This window comes from Mycobacterium sp. DL440 (assembly GCF_011745145.1).
Lineage (GTDB): Bacteria > Actinomycetota > Actinomycetes > Mycobacteriales > Mycobacteriaceae > Mycobacterium.
The window spans coordinates 6,299,750-6,320,989 of sequence record NZ_CP050191.1 but is presented as its reverse complement, the minus strand read 5'-3'; the positions used below and the strand labels follow the sequence as shown (position 1 = coordinate 6,320,989).

General features: G+C 67.0%; 24 protein-coding genes. 10 read left to right on the top strand and 14 right to left on the bottom strand.

The window, feature by feature from the left end; genetic code table 11:
* Positions 1-2: 2 nt before the first annotated feature.
* The gene (locus HBE63_RS30830) at positions 3-266 is read right to left on the bottom strand and encodes a hypothetical protein (RefSeq protein ID WP_166909064.1); all 264 of its coding nucleotides are present in this window, start codon (positions 264-266) and stop codon (positions 3-5) included.
* A gap of 59 nt (positions 267-325) precedes the next feature.
* Here HBE63_RS30830 and HBE63_RS30825 point away from each other — a divergent pair, with 59 nt between their 5' ends.
* The 3 genes from HBE63_RS30825 to HBE63_RS30815 all read left to right on the top strand — a co-directional run bounded on the left by HBE63_RS30825 (position 326) and on the right by HBE63_RS30815 (position 3,686).
* Positions 326-1,195 (top strand): 1,4-dihydroxy-2-naphthoate polyprenyltransferase, encoded by an 870-nt coding sequence (locus HBE63_RS30825; RefSeq protein WP_166909062.1) that lies wholly within the window; start codon positions 326-328, stop codon positions 1,193-1,195.
* 167 nt (positions 1,196-1,362) lie between these two features.
* Positions 1,363-2,244, top strand: coding sequence for a type IV toxin-antitoxin system AbiEi family antitoxin domain-containing protein (locus HBE63_RS30820; protein ID WP_166909060.1), 882 nt, complete (start codon positions 1,363-1,365; stop codon positions 2,242-2,244).
* Between the two features lie 95 nt (positions 2,245-2,339).
* Positions 2,340-3,686 carry an MFS transporter gene (locus HBE63_RS30815; protein ID WP_166909058.1) on the top strand — a complete coding sequence of 449 codons (1,347 nt, stop codon included), beginning with the start codon at positions 2,340-2,342 and terminating at the stop codon, positions 3,684-3,686.
* A 40-nt stretch (positions 3,687-3,726) separates the two neighbouring features.
* On the opposite strand, the gene HBE63_RS30810 is transcribed toward HBE63_RS30815, so the two are convergent.
* Positions 3,727-4,008 (bottom strand): DUF4229 domain-containing protein, encoded by a 282-nt coding sequence (locus tag HBE63_RS30810; RefSeq protein ID WP_166910435.1) that lies wholly within the window; start codon positions 4,006-4,008, stop codon positions 3,727-3,729.
* Between the two features lie 75 nt (positions 4,009-4,083).
* Between HBE63_RS30810 and HBE63_RS30805 the strand changes: the two genes are divergently transcribed.
* Positions 4,084-4,245 carry a hypothetical protein gene (locus HBE63_RS30805; RefSeq protein ID WP_166909056.1) on the top strand — a complete coding sequence of 54 codons (162 nt, stop codon included), beginning with the start codon at positions 4,084-4,086 and terminating at the stop codon, positions 4,243-4,245.
* 6 nt (positions 4,246-4,251) lie between these two features.
* On the opposite strand, the gene HBE63_RS30800 is transcribed toward HBE63_RS30805, so the two are convergent.
* From HBE63_RS30800 to HBE63_RS30765, 8 genes are all read right to left on the bottom strand, one after another.
* Positions 4,252-5,706 (bottom strand): AAA family ATPase, encoded by a 1,455-nt coding sequence (locus HBE63_RS30800; RefSeq protein WP_371814855.1) that lies wholly within the window; start codon positions 5,704-5,706, stop codon positions 4,252-4,254.
* An 89-nt stretch (positions 5,707-5,795) separates the two neighbouring features.
* Positions 5,796-6,770, bottom strand: coding sequence for a c-type cytochrome biogenesis protein CcsB (gene ccsB / locus HBE63_RS30795; RefSeq protein WP_166909054.1), 975 nt, complete (start codon positions 6,768-6,770; stop codon positions 5,796-5,798).
* Positions 6,767-8,293, bottom strand: a complete 1,527-nt coding sequence (locus HBE63_RS30790; protein WP_166909052.1) for a cytochrome c biogenesis protein ResB — start codon at positions 8,291-8,293, stop codon at positions 6,767-6,769. The genes ccsB and HBE63_RS30790 overlap by 4 nt, the downstream gene beginning before the upstream one ends.
* A 125-nt stretch (positions 8,294-8,418) precedes the next feature.
* A complete protein-coding gene (locus HBE63_RS30785) occupies positions 8,419-9,210 on the bottom strand; it encodes a cytochrome c biogenesis CcdA family protein (protein ID WP_166909050.1) in 792 nt (263 codons plus the stop codon).
* Positions 9,207-9,812 (bottom strand): TlpA disulfide reductase family protein, encoded by a 606-nt coding sequence (locus HBE63_RS30780; RefSeq protein ID WP_166909048.1) that lies wholly within the window; start codon positions 9,810-9,812, stop codon positions 9,207-9,209. The genes HBE63_RS30785 and HBE63_RS30780 overlap by 4 nt, the downstream gene beginning before the upstream one ends.
* Positions 9,813-10,400, bottom strand: coding sequence for a histidine phosphatase family protein (locus HBE63_RS30775; RefSeq protein ID WP_166910431.1), 588 nt, complete (start codon positions 10,398-10,400; stop codon positions 9,813-9,815).
* A 23-nt stretch (positions 10,401-10,423) separates the two neighbouring features.
* Positions 10,424-11,734, bottom strand: a complete 1,311-nt coding sequence (gene hemL / locus HBE63_RS30770; protein ID WP_166909047.1) for a glutamate-1-semialdehyde 2,1-aminomutase — start codon at positions 11,732-11,734, stop codon at positions 10,424-10,426.
* Between the two features lie 57 nt (positions 11,735-11,791).
* On the bottom strand, positions 11,792-12,178 hold the full coding sequence (locus tag HBE63_RS30765) for a nitroreductase/quinone reductase family protein (RefSeq protein ID WP_166910429.1): 387 nt from the start codon (positions 12,176-12,178) through the stop codon (positions 11,792-11,794).
* A gap of 184 nt (positions 12,179-12,362) precedes the next feature.
* Here HBE63_RS30765 and HBE63_RS30760 point away from each other — a divergent pair, with 184 nt between their 5' ends.
* Positions 12,363-12,743, top strand: a complete 381-nt coding sequence (locus tag HBE63_RS30760) for a nitroreductase family deazaflavin-dependent oxidoreductase (RefSeq protein WP_166909044.1) — start codon at positions 12,363-12,365, stop codon at positions 12,741-12,743.
* Between the two features lie 9 nt (positions 12,744-12,752).
* Here HBE63_RS30760 and HBE63_RS30755 read toward each other — a convergent pair whose 3' ends face one another.
* Positions 12,753-14,099, bottom strand: a complete 1,347-nt coding sequence (locus HBE63_RS30755) for a lipase family protein (protein ID WP_166909042.1) — start codon at positions 14,097-14,099, stop codon at positions 12,753-12,755.
* On the bottom strand, positions 14,096-14,992 hold the full coding sequence (locus HBE63_RS30750; RefSeq protein WP_166909040.1) for an SDR family NAD(P)-dependent oxidoreductase: 897 nt from the start codon (positions 14,990-14,992) through the stop codon (positions 14,096-14,098). Before HBE63_RS30750 ends, HBE63_RS30755 begins: the two co-directional genes overlap by 4 nt.
* 129 nt (positions 14,993-15,121) lie before the next feature.
* On the opposite strand from HBE63_RS30750, the gene HBE63_RS30745 reads away from it, so the two are divergent.
* The 5 genes from HBE63_RS30745 (at position 15,122) to HBE63_RS30725 (ending at position 19,069) form a co-directional block, all read left to right on the top strand.
* Entirely contained in the window at positions 15,122-16,141 is a 1,020-nt protein-coding gene (locus tag HBE63_RS30745; RefSeq protein WP_166909039.1) for an AraC family transcriptional regulator, read from the top strand.
* A 64-nt stretch (positions 16,142-16,205) separates the two neighbouring features.
* Positions 16,206-17,306 (top strand): catalase family peroxidase, encoded by a 1,101-nt coding sequence (locus HBE63_RS30740; RefSeq protein WP_166909037.1) that lies wholly within the window; start codon positions 16,206-16,208, stop codon positions 17,304-17,306.
* Positions 17,303-17,869, top strand: coding sequence for a cytochrome b (locus tag HBE63_RS30735; protein WP_166909035.1), 567 nt, complete (start codon positions 17,303-17,305; stop codon positions 17,867-17,869). Before HBE63_RS30740 ends, HBE63_RS30735 begins: the two co-directional genes overlap by 4 nt.
* A gap of 79 nt (positions 17,870-17,948) precedes the next feature.
* Positions 17,949-18,422: a sigma-70 family RNA polymerase sigma factor gene (locus tag HBE63_RS30730; protein ID WP_243858384.1), complete on the top strand. Its 474-nt coding sequence runs from the start codon at positions 17,949-17,951 to the stop codon at positions 18,420-18,422.
* Positions 18,419-19,069: a zf-HC2 domain-containing protein gene (locus HBE63_RS30725; RefSeq protein WP_166909031.1), complete on the top strand. Its 651-nt coding sequence runs from the start codon at positions 18,419-18,421 to the stop codon at positions 19,067-19,069. Before HBE63_RS30730 ends, HBE63_RS30725 begins: the two co-directional genes overlap by 4 nt.
* Before the next feature lie 12 nt (positions 19,070-19,081).
* Here HBE63_RS30725 and HBE63_RS30720 read toward each other — a convergent pair whose 3' ends face one another.
* Together HBE63_RS30720 and HBE63_RS30715 are read right to left on the bottom strand one after the other, a co-directional pair.
* On the bottom strand, positions 19,082-20,449 hold the full coding sequence (locus HBE63_RS30720) for a cytochrome P450 (RefSeq protein WP_166909029.1): 1,368 nt from the start codon (positions 20,447-20,449) through the stop codon (positions 19,082-19,084).
* 101 nt (positions 20,450-20,550) lie between these two features.
* Positions 20,551-21,207 carry a TetR/AcrR family transcriptional regulator gene (locus HBE63_RS30715; RefSeq protein ID WP_166909027.1) on the bottom strand — a complete coding sequence of 219 codons (657 nt, stop codon included), beginning with the start codon at positions 21,205-21,207 and terminating at the stop codon, positions 20,551-20,553.
* Positions 21,208-21,240 lie beyond the last annotated feature (33 nt).

The following is a 21,240-nucleotide window of genomic DNA, read 5'->3' as shown; positions in this document are numbered from 1 at the left end:
TGCTATTCGCCCTCGTCGGGGGTCACGACATCGGTCAGGCTCTCGTCCAGGTCGTCGCCGAACTCATCGTCGAAATCCTCGTTGGCCTTGCGGGCGCCGTCGGCGATCTCGAAGACGTCGGTGGCCAGGCCACCGATGGCCGTCGCGACCTCCTTGACGGCCGTGGTGATGATCGAGGTGACCTGCCCGACCGTCGAGGCCACGGCCTCGACGGATTCCTGCAGCACGTCCTTGCCGATCTCGGTCTTGCTGAGCTGCTCCTTCATGACGCTCAGTGTAGGAGTCCGCGCGGCCCGGCACCCGGCCAGCTCATACGATGACCATCGTGGCCAGTTTCGCGCAATGGATCTCCGGCGCCCGTCCCCGCACCCTGCCCAACGCCGTCGCCCCGGTGCTCGCCGGTACGGGCGCCGCCGCCTGGACGGGGTCGGCGGTGTGGTGGAAAGCGTTGCTGGCACTGACCGTATCGCTCGCGCTGATCATCGGCGTCAACTACGCCAATGACTACTCCGACGGCATCCGCGGCACCGACGACGTGCGATCGGGCCCGTTGCGTCTGGTGGGTTCCAAGCTGGCCTCACCGCGGGCCGTGCTGACCGCGGCGGTGGTGAGCTTGGCGGTCGGCGCGGTGGCCGGACTGGTGCTCGCGGCGCTGAGTGCGCCGTGGCTGATCGCGGTCGGCGCGGTGTGCATCGCCGGGGCCTGGCTGTACACCGGCGGCAAGAAGCCCTACGGCTACCTCGGCCTGGGCGAAGTGGCGGTGTTCATCTTCTTCGGGCTGGTCGCGGTGCTGGGTACGCAGTACACCCAGGCCCTGCGGGTCGACTGGGTCGGACTGGTCGCGGCAGTGGCGATGGGCTCGCTGTCGTCGGCCGTGCTGGTGGCCAACAACCTGCGCGACATCCCCACCGACAGCCAGTCCGGCAAAATCACCCTGGCCGTGCGTCTCGGTGACGCCCGCACCCGGCTGCTGTATCACCTGCTGGTCGCCGTGGCACTGGTGCTGCCCCTGGTGCTGATGCTCGCCACGCCGTGGTGCGCGGTGGGCTTGCTCGCCGTGGTGCCTGCCGCGCGGGGACTGCGGCCGGTGCGCGACGGCAGCACCGGCGCCCAGCTGATCCCGGTGCTACGCGACACCGGGCTGACCATGCTGGTGTGGTCCGTCGCGGTCTCGCTGGCCCTGTTCCTGGGCTGACCCGGCGCGGCTCCCCGCGAGTTCTTTCCCGCGAGCAGACGCGGAGGTACCCGAAAACGGCGTCAGCCGGGTACCTAACTGTCTGCTCGGCGAGGGAAATTGGGGGGTTATCCACAGATCGCGAATCGCGCCTTCTGCGTCGGCCCTGTGGCGGCCAGGCTTGAGACGTGAGCATCGACGAGATCTTTGCCGCCAACGGCGGCGTGGCCACCGCTGCACAGCTGACCACCGTGATGACCCGCAAGATGGTCGCCGCACTGGTCCGGTCGGGCGAGATCGTGCGCGTACGACGCGGTGTGTACGCCCCGCGGCCACCGGAACTCCTCGATCGACTGGCCGCCCTCGACCTACTCAGCCCCAATCCCGTCGTGGCCTGCATGAGTACGGCCGCCGGGATGTACGGCTTCGACACCGAGAATGACGGTCGCATCCACATCCTCGACCCTGGCGTCCGGATCCGGCCCGATGCCCACGTCATGGTGCATCAACGCCTCGGTGCGCCATTGCGGCGAGTTTCCGGGCGGCTCGCGACAGCTCCCGCGTGGACGGCGATCGAGGTTGCCCGCACGCTTCGCAGGCCAAGAGCGCTTGCCACTCTCGACGCCGCGCTGCGCGCCAACGCGTGCACCGCAGCGGAGTTGGACGCCGCAGCGGTAGAACAGAAAGGGCGCCGCGGCATCGTCGCGGTCCGGGGCCTGCTTCCACACGCTGACCCGCGGGCCGAGTCCCCCATGGAGAGCGAGATGCGCCTGGTCTTCATCGACTGGGCGGTGCCGACTCCGGAACTTCAATACGAGATCACCGACCGCAGCGGCCAAAAGTGGCGAGTCGACTTCGCCTGGCCGCAAGCCAAACTGGCTGCCGAATACGACAGCATCGAGTGGCATGCCAATCCAGCCGCGTTCACCCACGATCGGATCAAGTCGGCGCGGTTACAGGAATGCGGCTGGACGACGATCCCGGCAGTAGTCGATGACATCCGCAAGCATCCCGAACACTTGGTGCGCCAAGTGTTGTGGCGTCTGAACTACCCCGCGCTGGCGAGCTGACGCCCCGTGGCATTCCCCGCGAGCAGACAGTTAGGTACCCGACACGCGCGAGTTTCGGGTACCGCAGCGTCTGCTCGGCGGTAAGACTATGGCGCATGACCACGTCGACCGAGGCGCAGCCCGCATCATCGGGGCGCGCCGAAACCCGCCGCGCCATCTGGAACACCATCAGAGGCTCGTCGGGCAACCTCGTCGAGTGGTACGACGTCTACGTCTACACCGTGTTCGCCACGTACTTCGAAGCGCAGTTCTTCGACAAGGCCGACAAGAACGCGACGGTCTATGTGTACGCGATCTTCGCGGTCACCTTCCTCACCCGCCCGATCGGCTCGTGGTTCTTCGGCCGGTTCGCCGACCGGCGCGGCCGCCGCTCCGCGCTGACCTTCAGCGTCTCGCTGATGGCGCTGTGCTCACTGGTCATCGCGCTCGTGCCGTCGCGCGAAACCATCGGCATCGCAGCGCCGATCATCCTCATCTTGTGCCGGTTGGTGCAGGGCTTCGCCACCGGTGGCGAGTACGGCACCTCGGCGACCTACATGTCCGAAGCCGCCACCCGGGAACGACGCGGCTTCTTCTCCTCATTCCAGTACGTGACCCTGGTGGGCGGTCATGTGCTGGCCCAGTTCACTTTGCTGATCATCCTCACCACGCTCAGCACCGCGCAGGTCCACGAATTCGGTTGGCGCATCGCCTTTGCCATCGGTGGTGTAGCCGCGATCGTGGTGTTCTGGCTGCGGCGGACCATGGACGAATCGCTGTCGGAGGAACAACTCGAAGCGGTCAGGGCCGGCAAGGACAAGAGCTCGGGCTCGCTCGCCGAGCTGCTCACCCGGTACTCGAAGCCCCTGCTGCTGTGCTTCCTGATCACCATGGGTGGCACCATCGCGTTCTACGCCTACAGCGTCAACGCCCCGGCCATCGTCAAGGCCACCTACAAAGACCAGGCGATGACGGCCACCTGGGTGAACCTCATCGGGCTGATCTTCCTGATGGCGATCCAACCCGTCGGCGGCATGATCAGCGACAAGGTCGGCCGCAAACCCCTGCTGGTGTTCTTCGGCGTCGGCGGGGTGATCTACACCTACATCCTGTTCACCTATCTGCCCCAGACACATTCACCACTCTTGTCCTTCCTGCTGGTGGCCGTCGGATACGTGATCCTGACCGGCTACACCTCGATCAACGCGCTGGTGAAATCCGAGCTGTTCCCCGCGCATGTACGCGCCCTCGGGGTGGGAATTGGCTACGCACTGGCGAATTCGATGTTCGGCGGCACCGCTCCGGTGATCTACCAGGCGCTGAAGGAACGTGACCAGGTGCCGCTGTTCATCACCTACGTCACGGTGTGTATCGCCATCTCGCTGGTGGTGTACGTGTTCTTCCTCAAGAACAAGTCCGAAACCTACCTGGACCGGGAGAAGGGGTCGGCGTTCATCCGATAGCGCGACCCGCGACGGATCACGTTCTGCGAAAAAAGATCTGCTATGTGGATTTCGGCGGCTCGTCGCCGCGCAACCGCGCCTGCAGCTGCTCACGATCGTTGCGCCGCCGCTCGTCGACCAACGCGATGGAAGCCGTTGCCCGTTCACGCAACGGCCGGAACAGCCAGATCCCCAATGGCAACGCGATCACGATGGCGAACAGCAGGGCCACCACGACCGGGAAATTCGCTACAACCAGCTGCCCCACCCCGTAGATCGCCCCGGCCAGCACAGCGACCAGCACCAGCCTGGCAATGAGGTAAACCGCGACGTCGGTGACCATACGGGAGGTCGAACCACTTCCTGACACGCTCCGAGCCTACCGACGGCGCGTATATTCGGATAAAGGAGGTTTCGAGTGGCGTATCTACTCCTGCTCATTGCCGCGGCAAGCCTGGTGTATCTCGGCTGGCGGCTGGCGCGGGTTTCTGGCAGTCAATCCAAAACCCGTGTGATCGGCCCCGACGACGACCCAGAATTCCTGCGTCGACTCGGGCACGGCGACAATCCGCGCAACTAGCGCACGTCAGTCGCGGTTCGCTGAGCGACGTGCCCCGGCGAAGTCGGATGCAACCACGGCAGCCAGCTCGATGAGCGCCTCACGGGTACCGGGCCTGAGCCGTTCCAGGCTGATCTCGGCGCCTTCCTCCAGATGCGGGTCGAACGGCACCAGGCGCACCGCGCGGCACCGCCGGGAGAAGTGGTCCACCACCTTGGACAGATCCACCTTGCCCGAACGTGGGCGCACCGCGTTGATCACGGCGATGGAATTGCGCACCAGCTCCTGATGCCCGTGGGCGTCGAGCCAGTCCAGCGTCGCCGACGCACTGCGCGCCCCATCCACCGACCCCGAGCTGATCACGACCAGCACGTCGGCCTTGGACAGCACCGCCGACATCGCCGAGTGCATCAAACCCGTCCCGCAGTCGGTGAGCACGAGGCTGTAGAACCGCTCCAACACCTCCAGCGCATGCAGATAGTCGTCTGAGCTGAACGCCTCCGACACTGCCGGGTCGCTTTCGGAAGCGAGCACCTCCAGCCGGCTCGGCCCCTGTGAGGTGTACGCCCGCACGTCGCTGTAGCGCTCGATGCCTTCGGCGTCGCGCAGCAGGTGCCGCACCGTCGCCGCCGTCTCCAGCGGCACCTTCTGGCTCAGCGTTCCCCGGTCGGGGTTGGCGTCCACCGCCACCACCCGGTCACCGCGGATCGAGGCGAACGTGGCACCCAGCGTCGCGGTGATCGTGGTCTTGCCCACGCCGCCTTTCAGGGACATCAGCGCGATCCGGTAGCAGCCCTGCAATGGCTGGCTGACCTCACCGATCAGATTGTTGTGGTGGGTGGCCTTGGGGCTCTCGCCGACATTGACCTGTTTGAACGACGCGACGTAGAGCGCCTTGCGCCAGCCCGAGGTCGGCGGGTTCTTGCGCTGGCCGAGCAGCGCGGCGGTGGACAGGTCGCGGTAGGGCGTGGCGAAGTCGGCCGCGGCGGGCCGCGCATCAACTCCCGCGGCGGGGCGCGCAAGTGCGGCGGGATGTCCAGGGGCGCCGGGATGTCCAGGGGCGCCGGGATGTCCGGGTGCGGGGGCCGCGAAAACTCCGGCCGGTGGTCCGGCGAAACTTCCGGGTACCGGGGGTGCGGTGATCACCGGGACACCGTGCGGCGGTGTGGGGGCGGTCCACTCGGCGGGCAGCGGTGTGGAGACGCCGGGCTCGGCGGGATTGCTGAACCGCTGCTGACCGCGGAATCCGGGTATCGGGGCGAACACCGACGGGACAAGCGGCGGCTCGGAGACCGGGGCCGGGGCGACAGTCGGGGGCGCCGGCGGCGGGTCGGCGGCCGGCGGTGTGGCAGGACGGACCAGAGACGGCTCGTCGACCGGGGCGTCTGTTGACGGTTCGCCAGTGTCCTGCGGCGCGGGCTCCTGCGCTTCGGACGGCTCAAGCACCGGCTCCGACACTGACTCAGACACTGGCTCGGACACGAATTCCCCTCTTTTCCACGCGCTTCCGACCGGACCGCAGCCGCGCCACAACCTCGGGGCGCACGGTCATCTCACCAATCCGACGGCGCCTAGCCGACCCCCGCGTACGAATGCAGGCCCACGGTCACCAGGTTGATGAAGAACAGGTTGAACACCATCGCCACGAAACCGACCACATTGATCCAGGCCGACTTACGGTCCCGCCAACCCGCGGTCGAGCGCGCATGCAGATACGCCGCGTACACCACCCATGCGATGAACGACACCGTCTCCTTGGGGTCCCAGCCCCAGTACCGGCCCCACGCCTCCTCGGCCCAGATCGCACCGAAGATCACGCCGAAACCGAAGATGGGGAACGCGAAGATCGTGGTGCGGTAGGCGATGCGGTCGAGGATCTGGGCGTCGGGCAGCCGCTGGATGATGCGCGCCACGGTGCCCTCCCGCCCCGGCTCCCCCAGCGGCGACATCTTGAGCAGGAACAGGATGCTGGCCACACCGGCCACCAGGAACACTCCGGAACCGAGGCTCACCACCGACACGTGGATGGGAAGCCAGTAGGACTGCAGCGCGGGCATCACGGGTGCGGCGTTGGAGTACAGCCAGCGTCCCGACACCGTCAGCAGGATCAGCACCGGAACCAGGACGAACACCCACAGCGCGCGGTACTGCGGCTTGCGCAGCACCACCGCGGCCGCGATCAGTCCGCAGAAGCTGGTCAGGTTGATGAACTCGTACATGTTGCCCCACGGCACCCGCGAGGTGGCCAGGCCACGCAACACGATGCAGATGAAGAGCATGCCGATGCCGACGTAGGTGAGCGCCAGGCCGGTTTGGCCGACGCGCTCGTCGAACGGGCGCTTGGGTTCCTCGACGACGACGCCGGGGGTGGCACTGTCTGCGCCGACGGTGGCGCCGACCAGCTCACGGGTTTCGACTTTGCGCCCGCGGCTGTAGGCGAGTTCGACGGCGAGCAGGATCAGCGCCCCGACCAGGACGACGACCGACGACGTGAACGCCCAGTCGGAGTACCTGGCAAGCCCGATGTCGATGTGCTCGGTATTCACTGCTCCGCCTTCTCTCCAGCCGCCGGCTGCTCGTAGCCCTCCAACAACCGCTCGGTCAGCTTCTCGAACTCATCGCCCCAGCCGGAGTTGTCGGTACGGGCCAGCCCGCCCAGCTCGACGTTCACCGTACCTGCTGGAGCAGCTTGCACCCGAACCCAGATCCGGCGCCGACGCACCACCAAAGACACCAGCAACCCGGCCATCATGGACATCGCGAACACCAGCACCCAGATCTGGGCGGGGTCGTGTGAGACCTGCAGGTTGACGAACGGGACCGCGCCGTCGAAGCGGACCTTCGTGCCGTCATCGAGCCGGGTGTCCTGACCTTCCACCAGGTTGACGCGGGCCGCCTTGGTCAGCTGCTTGCGATCGATCAACCGGGGATCGAGGGAGAACAACGACTGCGGCCGGCCGGTGTCCAGGCCGGTGTCGCCACGGTAGATGTCGATGGCCACCGCCGGGTCGTTGAGCGCCGGATACTTCGACGACAACAACGTGCCCTCGAGTTCCTTGGTGGGCGCGAACAGGCCCTGGATGGCGATCTGGTGTTTACGGCGCTCGTCGGCGTCGGGATAGGTGCCCGCCGGCGGGTCGATGCGCACCACCCCCGAGGACAGCAGCGTCGTCTGCTCCTCGGGCCGCCACTGGATGGTCTGGCTGCGCTGCTGGCCGTCGGGGAACGTCACGGTGAACGACGGCGCATACCCGTGGCCTTGCAGGTACACGCGGTCGCCGCCGATGCGCAGCGGATGGTTGACCTCGAGGCGGTAGGGCCGCCAGGTGTTGGCGGCCAGATCGTCGCCGGACTGGTAGTCGATGTCGGCGGCGAACGACAACGCCTGCCCGGTGGGCAGATAGTTCGCGTCGAAACTGTTGACCCGCACGCAGACCGGGCTCAGTGAGGTGCCGTCGACGGTGTTGCCGGCCCGGAACGAGTCGAAAGCGGCCGGCGAGGCGGTGCAGAATCCGGGGCCACCGTCGGCGATGACGATGACGTTGCCCTCGTAGCCGAACAACTTGCCGGCGGCCACCGCCACCAGCAGACCGAGCAGCGAGAAGTGGAAGACGATGTTGCCGAACTCCCGCAGATAGCCCTTCTCTCCTGAAATTTCAGTGATCTCGGCCTCTTGCTTGCGGGTGACCGTGCGCCAGCCCTTCAGCCGTCGCGTGACGGTTGTGACGACCTCACCTGCATCGCCCGTCACCTGCTCGGCATGGTGTTTGGGCAGCCGGCCCAGGTTGCGCGGCGCTGGCACCGGCACCGCCCGCAGGCTGCGGAAATGCTCGATCATCCGCGGTGTCAGGCAGCCCACCAGCGAGATGAACAGCAGCACGTAGATGGCAGTGAACCAGAAACTGGAGAACACGTCGAAGCCCTGCACGCGGTCCAGCCACGGACCCAGCGTGGGGTGGGCCGCCAGGTATTCGTCGACCTTGGATTCGTTGAGGCTGCGTTGCGGCAACAGCGCACCCGGGATCGCGCCGAGGGCCAGCAGGAACAGCAACACCAGCGCGGTGCCCATCGACGTCAGGGTCCGCCAGGTGTTGCGAACCAGTGCGAAACTTCTCTGCGCGAGCAGACGCAAACCTGCCCAAAAACGCCCATTTTTGGGCAGTTTTGTGTCTGCTCGCGAGTCGGAAGTGACCATCAGATCGGGAGCCTCACATCACTGACGAAGGCGTCGCGCACCCACGACACGAACTCGTTCCACAGGCCGGTCACCAGCGCCGTGCCCACCAGGATCAGCAACACACCACCGAAGATCTGGATGGTCCGGGTGTGCCGGCGCAGCCAGCCCAGGCCGGTCACCGCGCGCGCCGAGCCGAGGGCCAGCAGCACGAACGGGATGCCCAACCCGAAGCAGTAGGCCAGCACCAGCACCACGCCGCGCGCCACGGTGGCGCCGTCGGTCGCCGAGGCCACTGCGATCACCCCGGTCAGCGTCGGCCCCAGGCACGGGGTCCAGCCCAGCGCGAACACCGCGCCGAGCAGTGGCGCCCCGGCCATCGTGGACCACTGCCGCGGGGCGAACCGGGCCTGGCGTTGCAGCGTCGGGATGAAACCGACGAACACCAGGCCCATCACGATCGTGATGACACCGCCGATACGTTGCAGCAGAACCTGATTGACGATCAGCGTGGTGGTCATCCCGAGTACCGCCACGGCGCCGAGCAGAAACACCACGGTGAAGCCGGCGACGAACAACGCCGCCGCCCCGGCCACCCGCAGTCGGGCAGTCTTGGTGGCTTGCCTGGTAGCCCCGGCCCCCGTCACCGCCGGGCCCTCCTGTACCCCGACGACCGCTGCCAGATAGGACAGATAGCCGGGCACCAGCGGCACCACACACGGCGAGGCGAACGACACCAACCCGGCCAGCAGGCTGATCCCCAGCGCCAGCAGCACCGGCCCGGCCGCGGCGATCTCGGCGAATCCGGTCATGGCTGCTGCCCCTCGGCAGCCAACCGCTCGACGACCGGTCGCAGATCGTCGGCCAGCAGTTCACGCAGGAACACCGCGGCCACCCGGTGCTGACGGTCCAGCACCACGGTCGACGGGATCACCGTGGTCGGATACTTGCCGCCGAACGCGATCATGGTGCGCATCGCCGGGTCGTAGATCGACGGAAAGGTCACCTTGCGGTCGGTGACGAAATCGACTGCGGCCTCACGGTTGTTGTCACGCACGTCGATGCCGAGAAACGCCACGCCCTTGTCGCGCGTCTGTTCGTACACCTTCTGCAACTCGCCGATCTCGGCCCGGCACGGCCCACACCACTGGCCCCACACGTTGATCACCACGACCTTGCCGGCCAAATCTTCCAGCGAGAGGGTCTTGGCCGGGTCGGTCAGTTCGGGCCCGCTCAATTCGCCTGGGGTGCCACGCTTTTCAGGTGGGTCGTAGAAGATGTCGGTCTTGCCGCCGGGCGCGACGAACTCGAAGGTGCCGCCCTGGGCCACCGCGTCGTCACCCGTCGAACAACCGGTGAGCAGCACCAGCCCTGCCAGCACCGCCGCACTCGCCCGGGCGACCAACGACCTCATTCAGATTCCCCAGGGCTCCGTGTAGCCCCATCGGATCAGCGTGTCGTCGTCGAAGGTGAACGACGTGATCGAGGACAGATTGCACAGCCGGCTGTGCGGCAACGGCAGATGGGCCAGCTTGCGCCCGGTCATCGCCCGGCGCAACGTCTCGACCGGAAGCTGGTGGCTGACGCACACGGCCTCGTGCCCGGCCGCCTTCTCCCGGGCCCGGTGCATGGCCGTCATCATCCGCGGGGCGATCTCGGCGTAGGGCTCACCCCACGACGGCTTGGCGGGGTTGCGCAGCTTCGGCCAGTTCCGCGGGTCACGCAGGGCACCGTCGCCGGGGGCCACCCGCTCCCCCTCGAACTGGTTCCACGACTCGATGAGGTCGCCGTCGGTGGCGATCGGCAGCCCATGGCTCTCCGCGATCGGCGTCGCCGTCTCCTGGGCCCGCTCCAGCGGGGAGGCCACCACATAGACGATGTCCTTGCCGGCCAGCCAGTCCGCGGCGGCCCGCGCCTGGGCCTGCCCACGCTCGGACAGGTGATAGCCGGGCAGCCGGCCGTAGAGCACCTTCTCCGGGTTGAACACCTCGCCGTGACGCATCACGTGCACGGTCGTGCGTACGGTCACGGGCGGGCCTCCGCGGCGGCCCGGGCCGCACCGGGCAGCGCGTCGGCGATGCGGTCAAACGCCTCGTCATCCAAAGCCGCTGAGACAAACCAAGTTTCGAAGGCACTGCAGGGCGGGTACACACCGGCCTCCAGCAACGCATGGAAGAACGGCGGGAAACGCCAGGTTTCGGTCGCCTTGGCCGCGGCGAAGTCGTTGACCGGCTCGTGGGTGAAAAACACGCTGAGCATGTTGCCCGCACGCTGCACCCGGTGCGCCACACTCGCGTCGGCCAGAGCACCGGTGAGCAGGCCTGCCAACCGGTCGGCGTTGGCGTCCAACCTGGCGTAGGCGGCATCGTCGGCGTGGCGCAACGTGGCCAGCCCGGCGGCCATCGCCACCGGGTTCCCGGAGAGCGTCCCGGCCTGGTAGACCGGCCCGAGCGGGGCCAACCGCCCCATCACCTCGGCACTGCCGCCGAACGCCGCGGCGGGCAGCCCGCCGCTCATCACCTTGCCGAAGGTGAACAGGTCGGCGTCGACGGGATCCACTCCATACCAACCGGCCCGGCTCACCCGGAAACCCGTCATCACCTCGTCGAGGACCAGCAGCGCACCGTGAGCCGCGGTGATCCGGCGCAACGCCGCGTTGAAGCCGGGCAACGGAGGCACCGTGCCCATGTTGCCCGGGCTGGCTTCGCTGATGACGCAGGCGATCTCGTCACCGAACCGGCCGAAGACCTCTTCCACGGCAGCGACGTTGTTGTACGGCACCACGATGGTGTCGGCCGCGGCCGCTCCGGTGACACCGGGCGAGGACGGCAGGCCCAGGGTCGCGACGCCCGATCCGGCATCGGCCAGCAGCGCGTCACTGTGGCCGTGATAGCAGCCGGAGAACTTGATGATCTTGGCGCGGCCGGTGTAGCCGCGGGCCAGCCGGATCGCGCTCATGGTGGCCTCGGTGCCCGAGTTGACCAGACGCAGCCGCTCGACGGGGGCCACCCGGTCGATGATCTCGGCGGCGAGTTCCGTCTCCGACGGGGTCGGGGCGCCGAAGCTCAGCCCGTTGACCGCCACCTTCTGCACGGCCTCCACGACCGCCGGGTGAGCGTGGCCGAGCAACATCGGACCCCACGAGCAGACCAGGTCGACGTAGCGGTTGTCATCGGCATCGGTCAGCCAGTAGCCCTTGGCCGAGGTGATGAACCTGGGGGTACCTCCGACCGAGCTGAAGGCACGGACCGGGGAGTTGACGCCACCGGGGATCACTGCGCAGGCGTCGGCGAACAGTTGCGCCGATCGCTGAGTCTGCGGTTTGTCAACACGCATGACCACCAGTGTCCCAGCCGGTGCAAATCGGTCAACTACAGGGTGTAGTGGACGCGGTCACCCCGCCGGCGTGAGCGCGAACACCGGGTGATCGGCGTCATCGGGCAGATCCCGGAAATAGCCCTCCACCACCTTGCCGGCCAGCGGCCGGTAGGCCGCGATGACCGGTGCCCTCTGCGGCACCGGAACCTCGGCGGCGATGTAGTCGAGGGATCCGACCCGGACCTTGGGCTCGGCCCGCACATTGCGGACCCAGTCCGACTCGCCACGGGTGGACACCAGGTATCTGACCCCGTCGACCACGGGGACGACGACAGGTATCTGCTGAGGCTGCTTGTTGGTCCGCCGGGTCACGATGAGCGTCTCGCTGTGCCCGACGCCGGTCGCCATCGCGATGCGGTTGAACACCTTGCGGACGAACCACGGCGGTTTGAGATAGGCCATGGCTCCAGTCTCGGCGCATTCGACCTGGCGCGGCAAGGTGAAGTGATGGCCCGCGCGGGTGTCGAGCACACGCTGTTGCTCAGGCGTTTCAGCTGAGGGCCGATGAGACCGCGGCTCGCTCGACCCACCGAAATCCGACCACAGTAGGTTGTGACCGCCGTCACGGCCGCGATTGAATGGGGCCATGCAACTCCCGCAATGGCTGGCCCGGTTCAACCGCCACGTCACCAACCCCATCCAGCGACTTTGGGCCGGATGGGCGCCCACATTCGGGATCCTCGAACACGTCGGCCGCAAATCAGGTGCTCGCTACCGCACCCCGCTGTCGGTTTTCAGCACTGACGAAGGGGTGGCCATCCTGCTCACCTACGGCCCCGACCGGGACTGGCTGAAGAACGTCGTCGCAGCCGGCGGGGCGCAGCTCAAGCGTCACGGCCGGACGTTCGCCGTCACCGATCCCCAGCTGGTGACCAGGCAGGAAGCGGCTGAACATGTCACAGGCCTAGGCCGAATTGCGTTTGGCCGGTTGCCTTTCGACAATGCGGTGTTACTTCGGCGCACATAGGCGCTGATCTCATCCGAACATCGACCGTCCACGCCGGCTCGGAGCATGCAGCAGTGCGGTCTGCGGGCTCCACGACCGCGGTGTCAGAGATCGACCCGTCGCAACCTTGATCGCCACCAGCGCGGTCATCAGCAGCCCGCCAAGGGTTTTGAGTGATGCTGCCATCGACCACACGGTCGTGACTGCCGGGGTGCCCAGTGGCCGTCCGGCAATGCGGTCGGCCAGCCAGTCGAGTATCGCGGGCACCGACAGTGGATGCAGCGTGATGTGTTCGCTGAGCCGGTCGCGCAGGTAATGCACATGGGCTCCGCCGTCGATGTAGTCCTGCACCAGTCCGTCCACGTCGACGGCTGCGATGAACTGGTCGTGCACGCCCTGCACCACCAGCAGTGGGCACTGCGGCGCGATGGCGCCCAGCCGCAGGTCATAGATGATGCTCACGACCTCGGGCGTGGCGAGGAGATCCGCCAGCGGTGTGTCGATGTAGTTGTCGATGTCATCGTGCCGATATGCCCTGATGGCCGCGATGGTGCCCAGGGTCTCGATCTCGGCGAGCCGACGCCGCCCGGTGTCGGTGGCGTGCTGGTCGACCAGCCGGTCCAGGTCGGGATAAACACGGCGGATCGCGGCGATGACCATGGCCGGCAGTCCCGCCAGCGCCGTGCCGTTGAGCTTGAGCAACGCCTGTCCGGGATCGCCCACCGGGGAGCCCAGCGCGGCGCCCACAATGCGTAGTTCGGGCGCGTACGTCGGCGCGACCTCAGCAGCCCAGGCACTGGCCATCCCGCCCCCGGAATACCCCCACAGGGCGATCGACGCATCTGCGACCAGGCGCAGCGGCTCGAAAGACAGTGCCGCACGAACGCCGTCGAGCACCCGGTAGCCCGGTTCACGCGGTGCACCGAAATGCCCGCCCAGACCCTCGTGATCGGCGATCGACACCGCCCACCCGCGCCGCAATGCGTTGGCGAGGACCAGCAGCTCGAACTGCGGCACGCACCAGGGCGCGTCGGCGCCCAGCCGCAGCGCATACGAGGGGAAGTGCCGGTCGGCGACAGCGTCGATGGCGCATTGGTAGGCCAGCACCGGACGTGGCCGGTGCGGATCGGCGCAGGCAGGCAGCAGCACGGTGGTCACCGCAGCCTCCGGGCGCCGGTTCAGATCACTGCTGCGGTACAACAGCTGCCACGCCGACACCTTCTTCAGCGGCACCCGGCCCAGGAAGGCGACCGAAACCTCCCGGGTGCGCAGCACGGTGCCGGGAGGCTGCGCTTCGAAGCCGACCGGCGGCTCGAAGAACGGATCCTCCCGCGGCAGCAGTGGCACAGCGGAGATCCGGTTGGACACGCGTGTCATCGCAGCGACCCCTGTTCGTACTCCTGCCGGGAGGCTTTGTCGGTGCTGGTGACCTGATCGGGCACCATCCGGGCGAGGACGACATCGCGAACGGCCTGCGGTAGGAGCTCCACCAGGCGGACTGCCAGGCCGACGTAGCGCGGCAGCGTCACCTCGAATCGAGGGTGCTCGATCACCGCGGCGACGGCGCGGGCCACGTCGACGGGCTGCAGCAGTTTGGCCGCGCCGGTCGCGGTGCCCGTGGCCAGTTCGGTGTCGACGACACCGGGCATGATGACCGAGATCTCGACGCCGGTGCCGCGCAGTTCGGCGCGTACGGCGCGCAGGTAGCCGAGCACCGCGTGTTTGGTGGCGGCGTAGGTGGCCTCCCCCGGCGGGGACAGCCTGGAGGCCGCCGAGGCGATCGTGACAATGTGCCCGTGGCGGCGGGCCCGCATCGCGGGTGCGGCTGCCCTCACGCCGCGGATGACGCCGTGCAGGTTCACCTCGATCTGCCGGCGCGTGGCGTCCTCGGGTTCCTCGTCGAACTTGCCGACCCACATCACGCCGGCGTTGTTCACCAGTACGTCGATCTGTCCCCATTTCGCTTGTACCGCATCGAGAAACGTGGTGAACGACGCCGTGTCGGTGACGTCGAGATCGAACCCTTCCACGGCGCCGGTGATCTCGGAGGCCGCGCGGCGGGCGCCGAGCCCGTCACGATCACCGATCGCGACGCGGGCCCCGGCGGCTGCTAGCTGCGCGGCGATGGCGCGGCCGATTCCGGCCGCTCCGCCGGTCACCGCGACGACCCGCCCCACGAGCGACCGGTTCACAGTGCACCGGTCCGCAGGCCGCGCGTTCGGTCCGATGCCCAGCCGTGACGTGACGGCGTCCTTGACGGTGGACAACATTGTCGCTCCTCCGGGTTCAGCGCCTGAGCGCTCAGCGAACCTCAAACTACGTGCGGGAATGGTCAGCCAACAGTTGGTGACCGGTCAGGAATATAGGATTTTCGGACACGAAGAAATGGTGGAGTGACGATGCCTGATCTGGACCTGCCGCGCCCGCCCGCGAGCGCGCTGCTGCTGACCAAGCTGGGCGCAGAGCACGGCATTCCGGCCCATGTCGTCCTGGCCGGAACCGGACTGGCGCCTGAGATGTTGGCCGACCCGCAGGCCACCGTGTCCGGCCGGCAGGAATTGCGCATTGTGCAGAATCTGATTGCCGCGGCGGGTGATGCGCCGGCCCTGGCGATCGAGGCGGGCCTGCGGTATCACCTGACGACCCATGGCATCTGGGGCTTCGCGCTGTCGAGCTGCCCGACGGTGCGCTCCGCGATCGAGGTCGGATTGCGCTACGTGGACCTGACGTTCGCGTTCACCCGAATGTCGATCGTCACTGCGGGTGACCACGTCCGGCTGATGCTCGATCCCTCGGATTTGCCGGCCGGCGTGCGCCAGTTCTTCGTCGAACGGGAAACCGCCTCAATCGCCAACCTCGGACACCAGGTCACCTCCAACCCGGCGCCACTCGGGCGTGCGCACTTCACCCATCCGGCACCGGCATCGCTCGCTCCCTATCGAGCACTCGGGCTGCCACCCGTTTTCGGTGCGGAGGAGAACTTCATCGAGATCCAACGCGACATCCTCGATCTCCCGATACCGCAAGCAGACCCGTACGCGGCCGCCACGACCCAGGAACAGTGCCGACAGTTGCTGACGCAACGGCGCGCACGGTCCGGCTACGCGGGACGGGTTCGTGATCAACTTGTCCAACAACCGGGGCGGCCACCCGACTTCGAGGCCGTCGCTTCCGAATTCCACATGAGTTCACGAACGCTGCGGCGGCATCTCGAACATGAGGGGACCTCCTACCGCAGCCTTCTGAATGAGGTGCGCGAGCGCCTCGCCGAAGAACTTCTTGCCACCGGTGCGCTCAGCGTCGCCGAGATCGGGCGACGGCTCGGCTACGCCGATACCCCGAGTTTCACTGCCGCATTCAAACGATGGAAAGGAGGAATGCCACCGCGCACCTACAAGGCATTCCGGGGATCGCGGTGAACCTTCCGGGCCCGACGCGCGTACACACCCGGGTACAGGCCCAACACACACAGGTAGGTCGTTCATGGACCCGAAATCGGTCGTTCCCTCATCGTGGCGCAACAGTTCGGTCAGTCGGCGCAGCGTCGTCGTCGGCCTCGCGGCTGTCGGCGGCTTCCTGGCTGCCGACCTGGGCGCGGTGCTCTACGCGCGTGGCCCGGCGGGATCCCATGCACGGTTGACCCCTCAGATGTTCGTCGACGCGTTCCACAAGGTCGCCGGCGCCCATCGTGGCTATCGGCTCAACCATGCCAAAGGGGTTGCGGTCAGCGGATTTTTCGAGAGCAATGGTGCCGGAGCCGAAGTGACGAAGGCTACTGTCTTCGGTGCCGGTCGCACCCCGTTGGTCGGCCGGTTCTCACTGCCCGGGGGTAACCCCGCGGTGCCGGACACGGCTGCGGCCCCACGAGGCCTGGCTCTGGCGATCGGGTATCCCGACGCCCAGCAGTGGCGCACGGCCATGCTGAATCTCCCCGTGTTCCAGGACAATTCGGTGCAGGGGTTCTATGACCGGTTGCTCGCGTCCAAGCCGGTGCCGGCTACCGGCAAACCGGATCCGGCGGCGATGGCACGTTTTCTGGCCGATCATCCCGAAACCGCCGCGGCGATGTCGGTGATCAAACAGCAACCGCCCACCTCCGGATTTGCCGACAGCACCTTCCGGGGATTGAACGCCTTCTACTTTGTCAATGCCGCCGGTCATCGTACCCCGGTGCGATGGTCACTGGCCCCACTTCAGCAGGTGAAGGCGCCGGCCAAGCCATCGCCCAGCCCGAACTGGCTGTTCGACAATGCTATTCGGGATATCCGATCCGGTCCGTTGCGCTGGCGGTTGCTGGTGTCGATCGGTGAACCCCACGACGACGTGCGCGACGCGACCATCGGATGGCCGGCGGATCGCCGCGTAATCGACACCGGCACCGTGGTTCTGGACTCGATGGCAACTGAGGCCGCCGGCAACGCCCGCGACCTCAATTTCGACCCGATGGTGTTGCCGGATGGCATCGAACCCTCGCCGGACCCGCTGCTGGCGGCGCGTTCGGCAGTGTATGCGGCGTCGTTTCGTCGCCGAGCCGGTGTCACCGGAGCGGCTCCGCAGGTCGAGGTCGGCGAGGTGGCACTGTGATCGCGTCCGCGGGCACCCGGTACGCCCTGAGAACTCGCGTGTTGCATTGGTTGGGCGCGGTGCTCGTGTTCAGCACGTTGCTCGTCGGGTTCGTGCTGGCCAACTCGCTGGCAGGCTACGCAGGGCTGCTGACGGTGCACAAAGCCCTGGGCGCCCTGGTGTTCGTCGTGTTCGTGGTCCGCGTGATCAACAGACTCACCGATCGCGGTCCCGCCCTGCCCGCCACGGTGGGGCGAGCCGAACGCGTCGGGGTCATCGCCTCCGAGCTGGGCATGTACGTGCTGCTGCTGGCGCAGCCGCTGATCGGGTGGGCGATGCTGTCCGCGAGTGGGGTGCCGGTCGTGATCGGCGGCCTGGTTCGGCTGCCGTCGATCGCCCCCGCGGACGCTGCGCTGTTCGGTCTGCTTCGCAACGGCCATTCGATCGTGGCGTATGCCCTGGTCGCGATGATCGCCGCACACGTGTCGGCGGTGCTGTTGCACACGCTGACCCTTCGCGATGGCATGCTGCACCGAATGACATCGGGCGGCGATGAACCTGTTGGACTCCGCGGGCGTACTTAAGGCCATGCCGAATCGTCCACGACGTCGCCGAGCATCGGCCGAACGGCTTGATCGGGCAGCCGATGATCGGCTCTTGACCATGCTGTACACCGTTCACGGCAGCGCTGTCCGACGGTTTGTATCCGGCCATGTCATCGATGTCCAGCACCGTGAGGACGTCGTGCAGGAGACGTTCGTGCGGGCCTGGAAGAGCATTGACCAGATCGACACCGCCGACGGAAATCCCCGAGCCTTCCTGTTCACCATTGCCCGCAACGTCATCGTCGATCAGTGGCGACGCCGGTCCCGACGAGGTGAGGTGCTCGTCGACACCGACATCGCGGTGCCCAGCGCCGATGCCGTCAACAAGTCCCTGGAGCGCATCGTCATCGGAGAATCCCTACAACGGTTGTCACCCGAACATCGAGAGGTGGTCAATGCGCTGTACTTCGATGACCTCACTCTTGCTGAAGCTGCCGATAGGCTCAATGTTGCTGTGGGTACCGTGAAGTCGCGCAGTTACTACGCAGTGCGGGCCTTGCGGGCGGTGTTCGACGAGATGGGGCTGCTGTGATCGACGAACCTCATGTTCTCCTGGGCGCGTATATCCTCGGCGGCCTTGACGCCGAGGAACGCGCTCAGTTCGAAGCCCACCTCGCCCAATGCGCGCAGTGCCGCGCCCAGGCCGCCGACTTCGCACCCCTGCCGGCGCTGCTGAGCAAGGTCAACCCCGCCGATCTGCTGACCGAACCCCCGGCCGGCAGCGAGGCGGCGTCGACCCTGGACGACCTGCTCGCCGCGCGACGTGCGGCAGTCACCCGCCGCCGGGTACGGCGCCGGGTCGCGCTGGGCGCCTGCGCTGCAGCGATAGCACTCGCAGTGGTCCTGGTGGCCATCCCGCGCAGCGATCCGCAACCGCCTGGCACGGGCACCTTCGCCATGCAATCCGTGGCCGCCGCCGGCGCAGCGGGCTCGGTGACCCTGACCCCAAGGCCGTGGGGAACGGCGATTTCGCTCGACCTACAACAGCTGCCACCCGACGGTGTATTCACGCTACGGACGATGGACGACACCGGGAAGATGCAGCCGGCCGCCACCTGGGCGGCAATGCCGAGCGGGAAAGGGATCGTCGAAGGCGCGACATCCATCCCGATGCCAAAACTGCGCAAGCTCAACATCGTCGACTCCGACAACAGGGTCCTGGCCACCGTCGAACGCTGAAACCCGATCGGATCACACGGATCGGGGCAGCAGGGTGACAGTCGCACCTTTGTGCGGGAGTAGCAAAATGTTGCGGTGTTGATCCTGGCGCTCGTCGGGCGTGGCCTCTGGTTGAAATCGGCGGTGCTGCAATATTGTTCGCAGCAACACCCGCGATTCGAACATGGCGAACGAGGCACCGAGGCAGCGGTGCGCGCCACCACCGAAGGGCATCCAGCGATGGGGGTCGGACCGCACTCCGAGGAAGCGATCGGGGTCGAACTTCTCGGGCTCAGGGTAGAGGTCGGCCCGTTTGTGGATCGCGTTGATATAGACCACGATCACCGTCCCCTCCGGGACCAGAACGTCGTTGAGGACGAAGTCCTTCGCCGCGTACCGCATGGTCACCGGCAGGGCCGGTCGCAGCCGCATCACTTCGGTGATCACCGCGTCGAGGTAGTCGTCGTCGCCGTCGGCAACACTTTGGTTGAGCTTCTCCAGGACCTGCGGGTGGCGCACGATCCGCTCCGCGACCCACGACAGGGTAACGGCGGTCGTCTCGTATCCGGCGATGAGCAGCATCCGCTGGAATACGGCGATCATGTGATCGTCCATCAGCTCGTCTTCGTCGTCACGCTGCATCTGCAGAAAGAGTTCGAGACAGTCCTTGCGTTCGTCGTCCGACGGATTGTTGCGGCGATACTCGATTTCCTCGAGGGTGATCGCGTCGATCGTGGCGTTGATCGCATCGAGCTTCTCGAAGCTGGGCCACTTGCCACCGCGGGCCATCGCCAACATGTACCTGCCGATCATTCCGGGCGAGGCCAACGCGTGGTCGAGATCGATGAATGCTTGCTCGAGACGGCGGCGGCGGTCCGTTTCGGTGACGCCGAACACCACTGACATGATCACGTCGCGGGCGAGTTCGCGCATCAACCCGGTGAATCGCACAGGTTCGTTCACCGGCCACTCGGCCACTCGCTTCGCGGCCGCGTCGACGATCGCCTCCTCGTAGCCGCGCAACGCATTTCCATTGAACGCCGGGGTTACCTTCTTGCGTAGCAATGCGTGGTTGGAGCCATTCCACCAGTCGATCATCTCGGCGCCGAACAGCATCTCGTGCGGAGCCATCTGCCGCAGCGCCTCACCGAGTTTGAGCGCACCGTCCCGCTCGGTGAAGATCGCCTTGCAGTCCTGCGGTGACGAGGTGAAGAGCAGCTTCGGCAGCAGTGGAATGTCGATCAGCATGCGCTCGCCGCGCTTGGTCAACTGCCTGCGGGTGAATTCAGGGGCTAGCCAGTACGACCCGAACGCCAGTGTCGACGGGACGGGCGGGCGCTGGATGGTGTCGAGGTTGCGCGGCTGTTCAGCAACCGTCGTCGTGGCATCCGCGACGGACATGTGGGGTCTCCACCCTTGACTAAAGTACGGGACTGTTCTTTTATAGGCTCAGTCACCAGTCCCGTCTTGTCAATGCTTGTGAGCGTCCTGAACCCGGAGGCCTAGTGCAGAACCGACAGCAGGAAGGCCGTCATCGGCTCCTCCAGCTGCGGCAACTCGCTGCAGCGGCCGTCGCTGACGTAGCGGTAGAAGAGCTCGTGACAGCCGCCGACCAGCGCCAGGTACGTCTCGGCCGGCAACGCGGCGAATACCGTTCCGGCGTGGCGATGGTGGGCGGCGTGGGCCTCACGGACCGCCGCAGCGAGCATCGAGAAGTAGGCGTGCCGCTGTTCGAGGGCCTCCGGGCCGGCCTGGGGCAGTTCGAGAGTCCAGGCCCGGGTGAACTCGGGTTCCGAGGCGCTCACCCGCAGGTATTCGCGCACCCCGCCGCGCACCCGCGACGCGAGATCGTCAGCGCCCGGAGCCATCGTCGCCGCCGCGATCTTCGGCAGCAACGCAGATCGGCCGGCAGCAATCGCAGCGAGGAGGCAGGCCTCCTTACTGTCGAACAATCGATAGAAGGCCTGGCGAGAAACCCGGGCACGACGCACAATGTCAGCGATTGTCGTGGCGGCGTACCCGTGCTCGGCGATCGCGGAGACTGCGGCGCGCAGCAGCCGCACCCGTTGGGCCTCACGGACCTCCTCGCCGGCAAGACGCCCGCGACCCCGCGGCAGACCGGGAAGGTCGGCCGCGAACGATCCGGCGAGAGAACCCACACGGCGACACTACCCACGCGGGTGTGTCTTCGG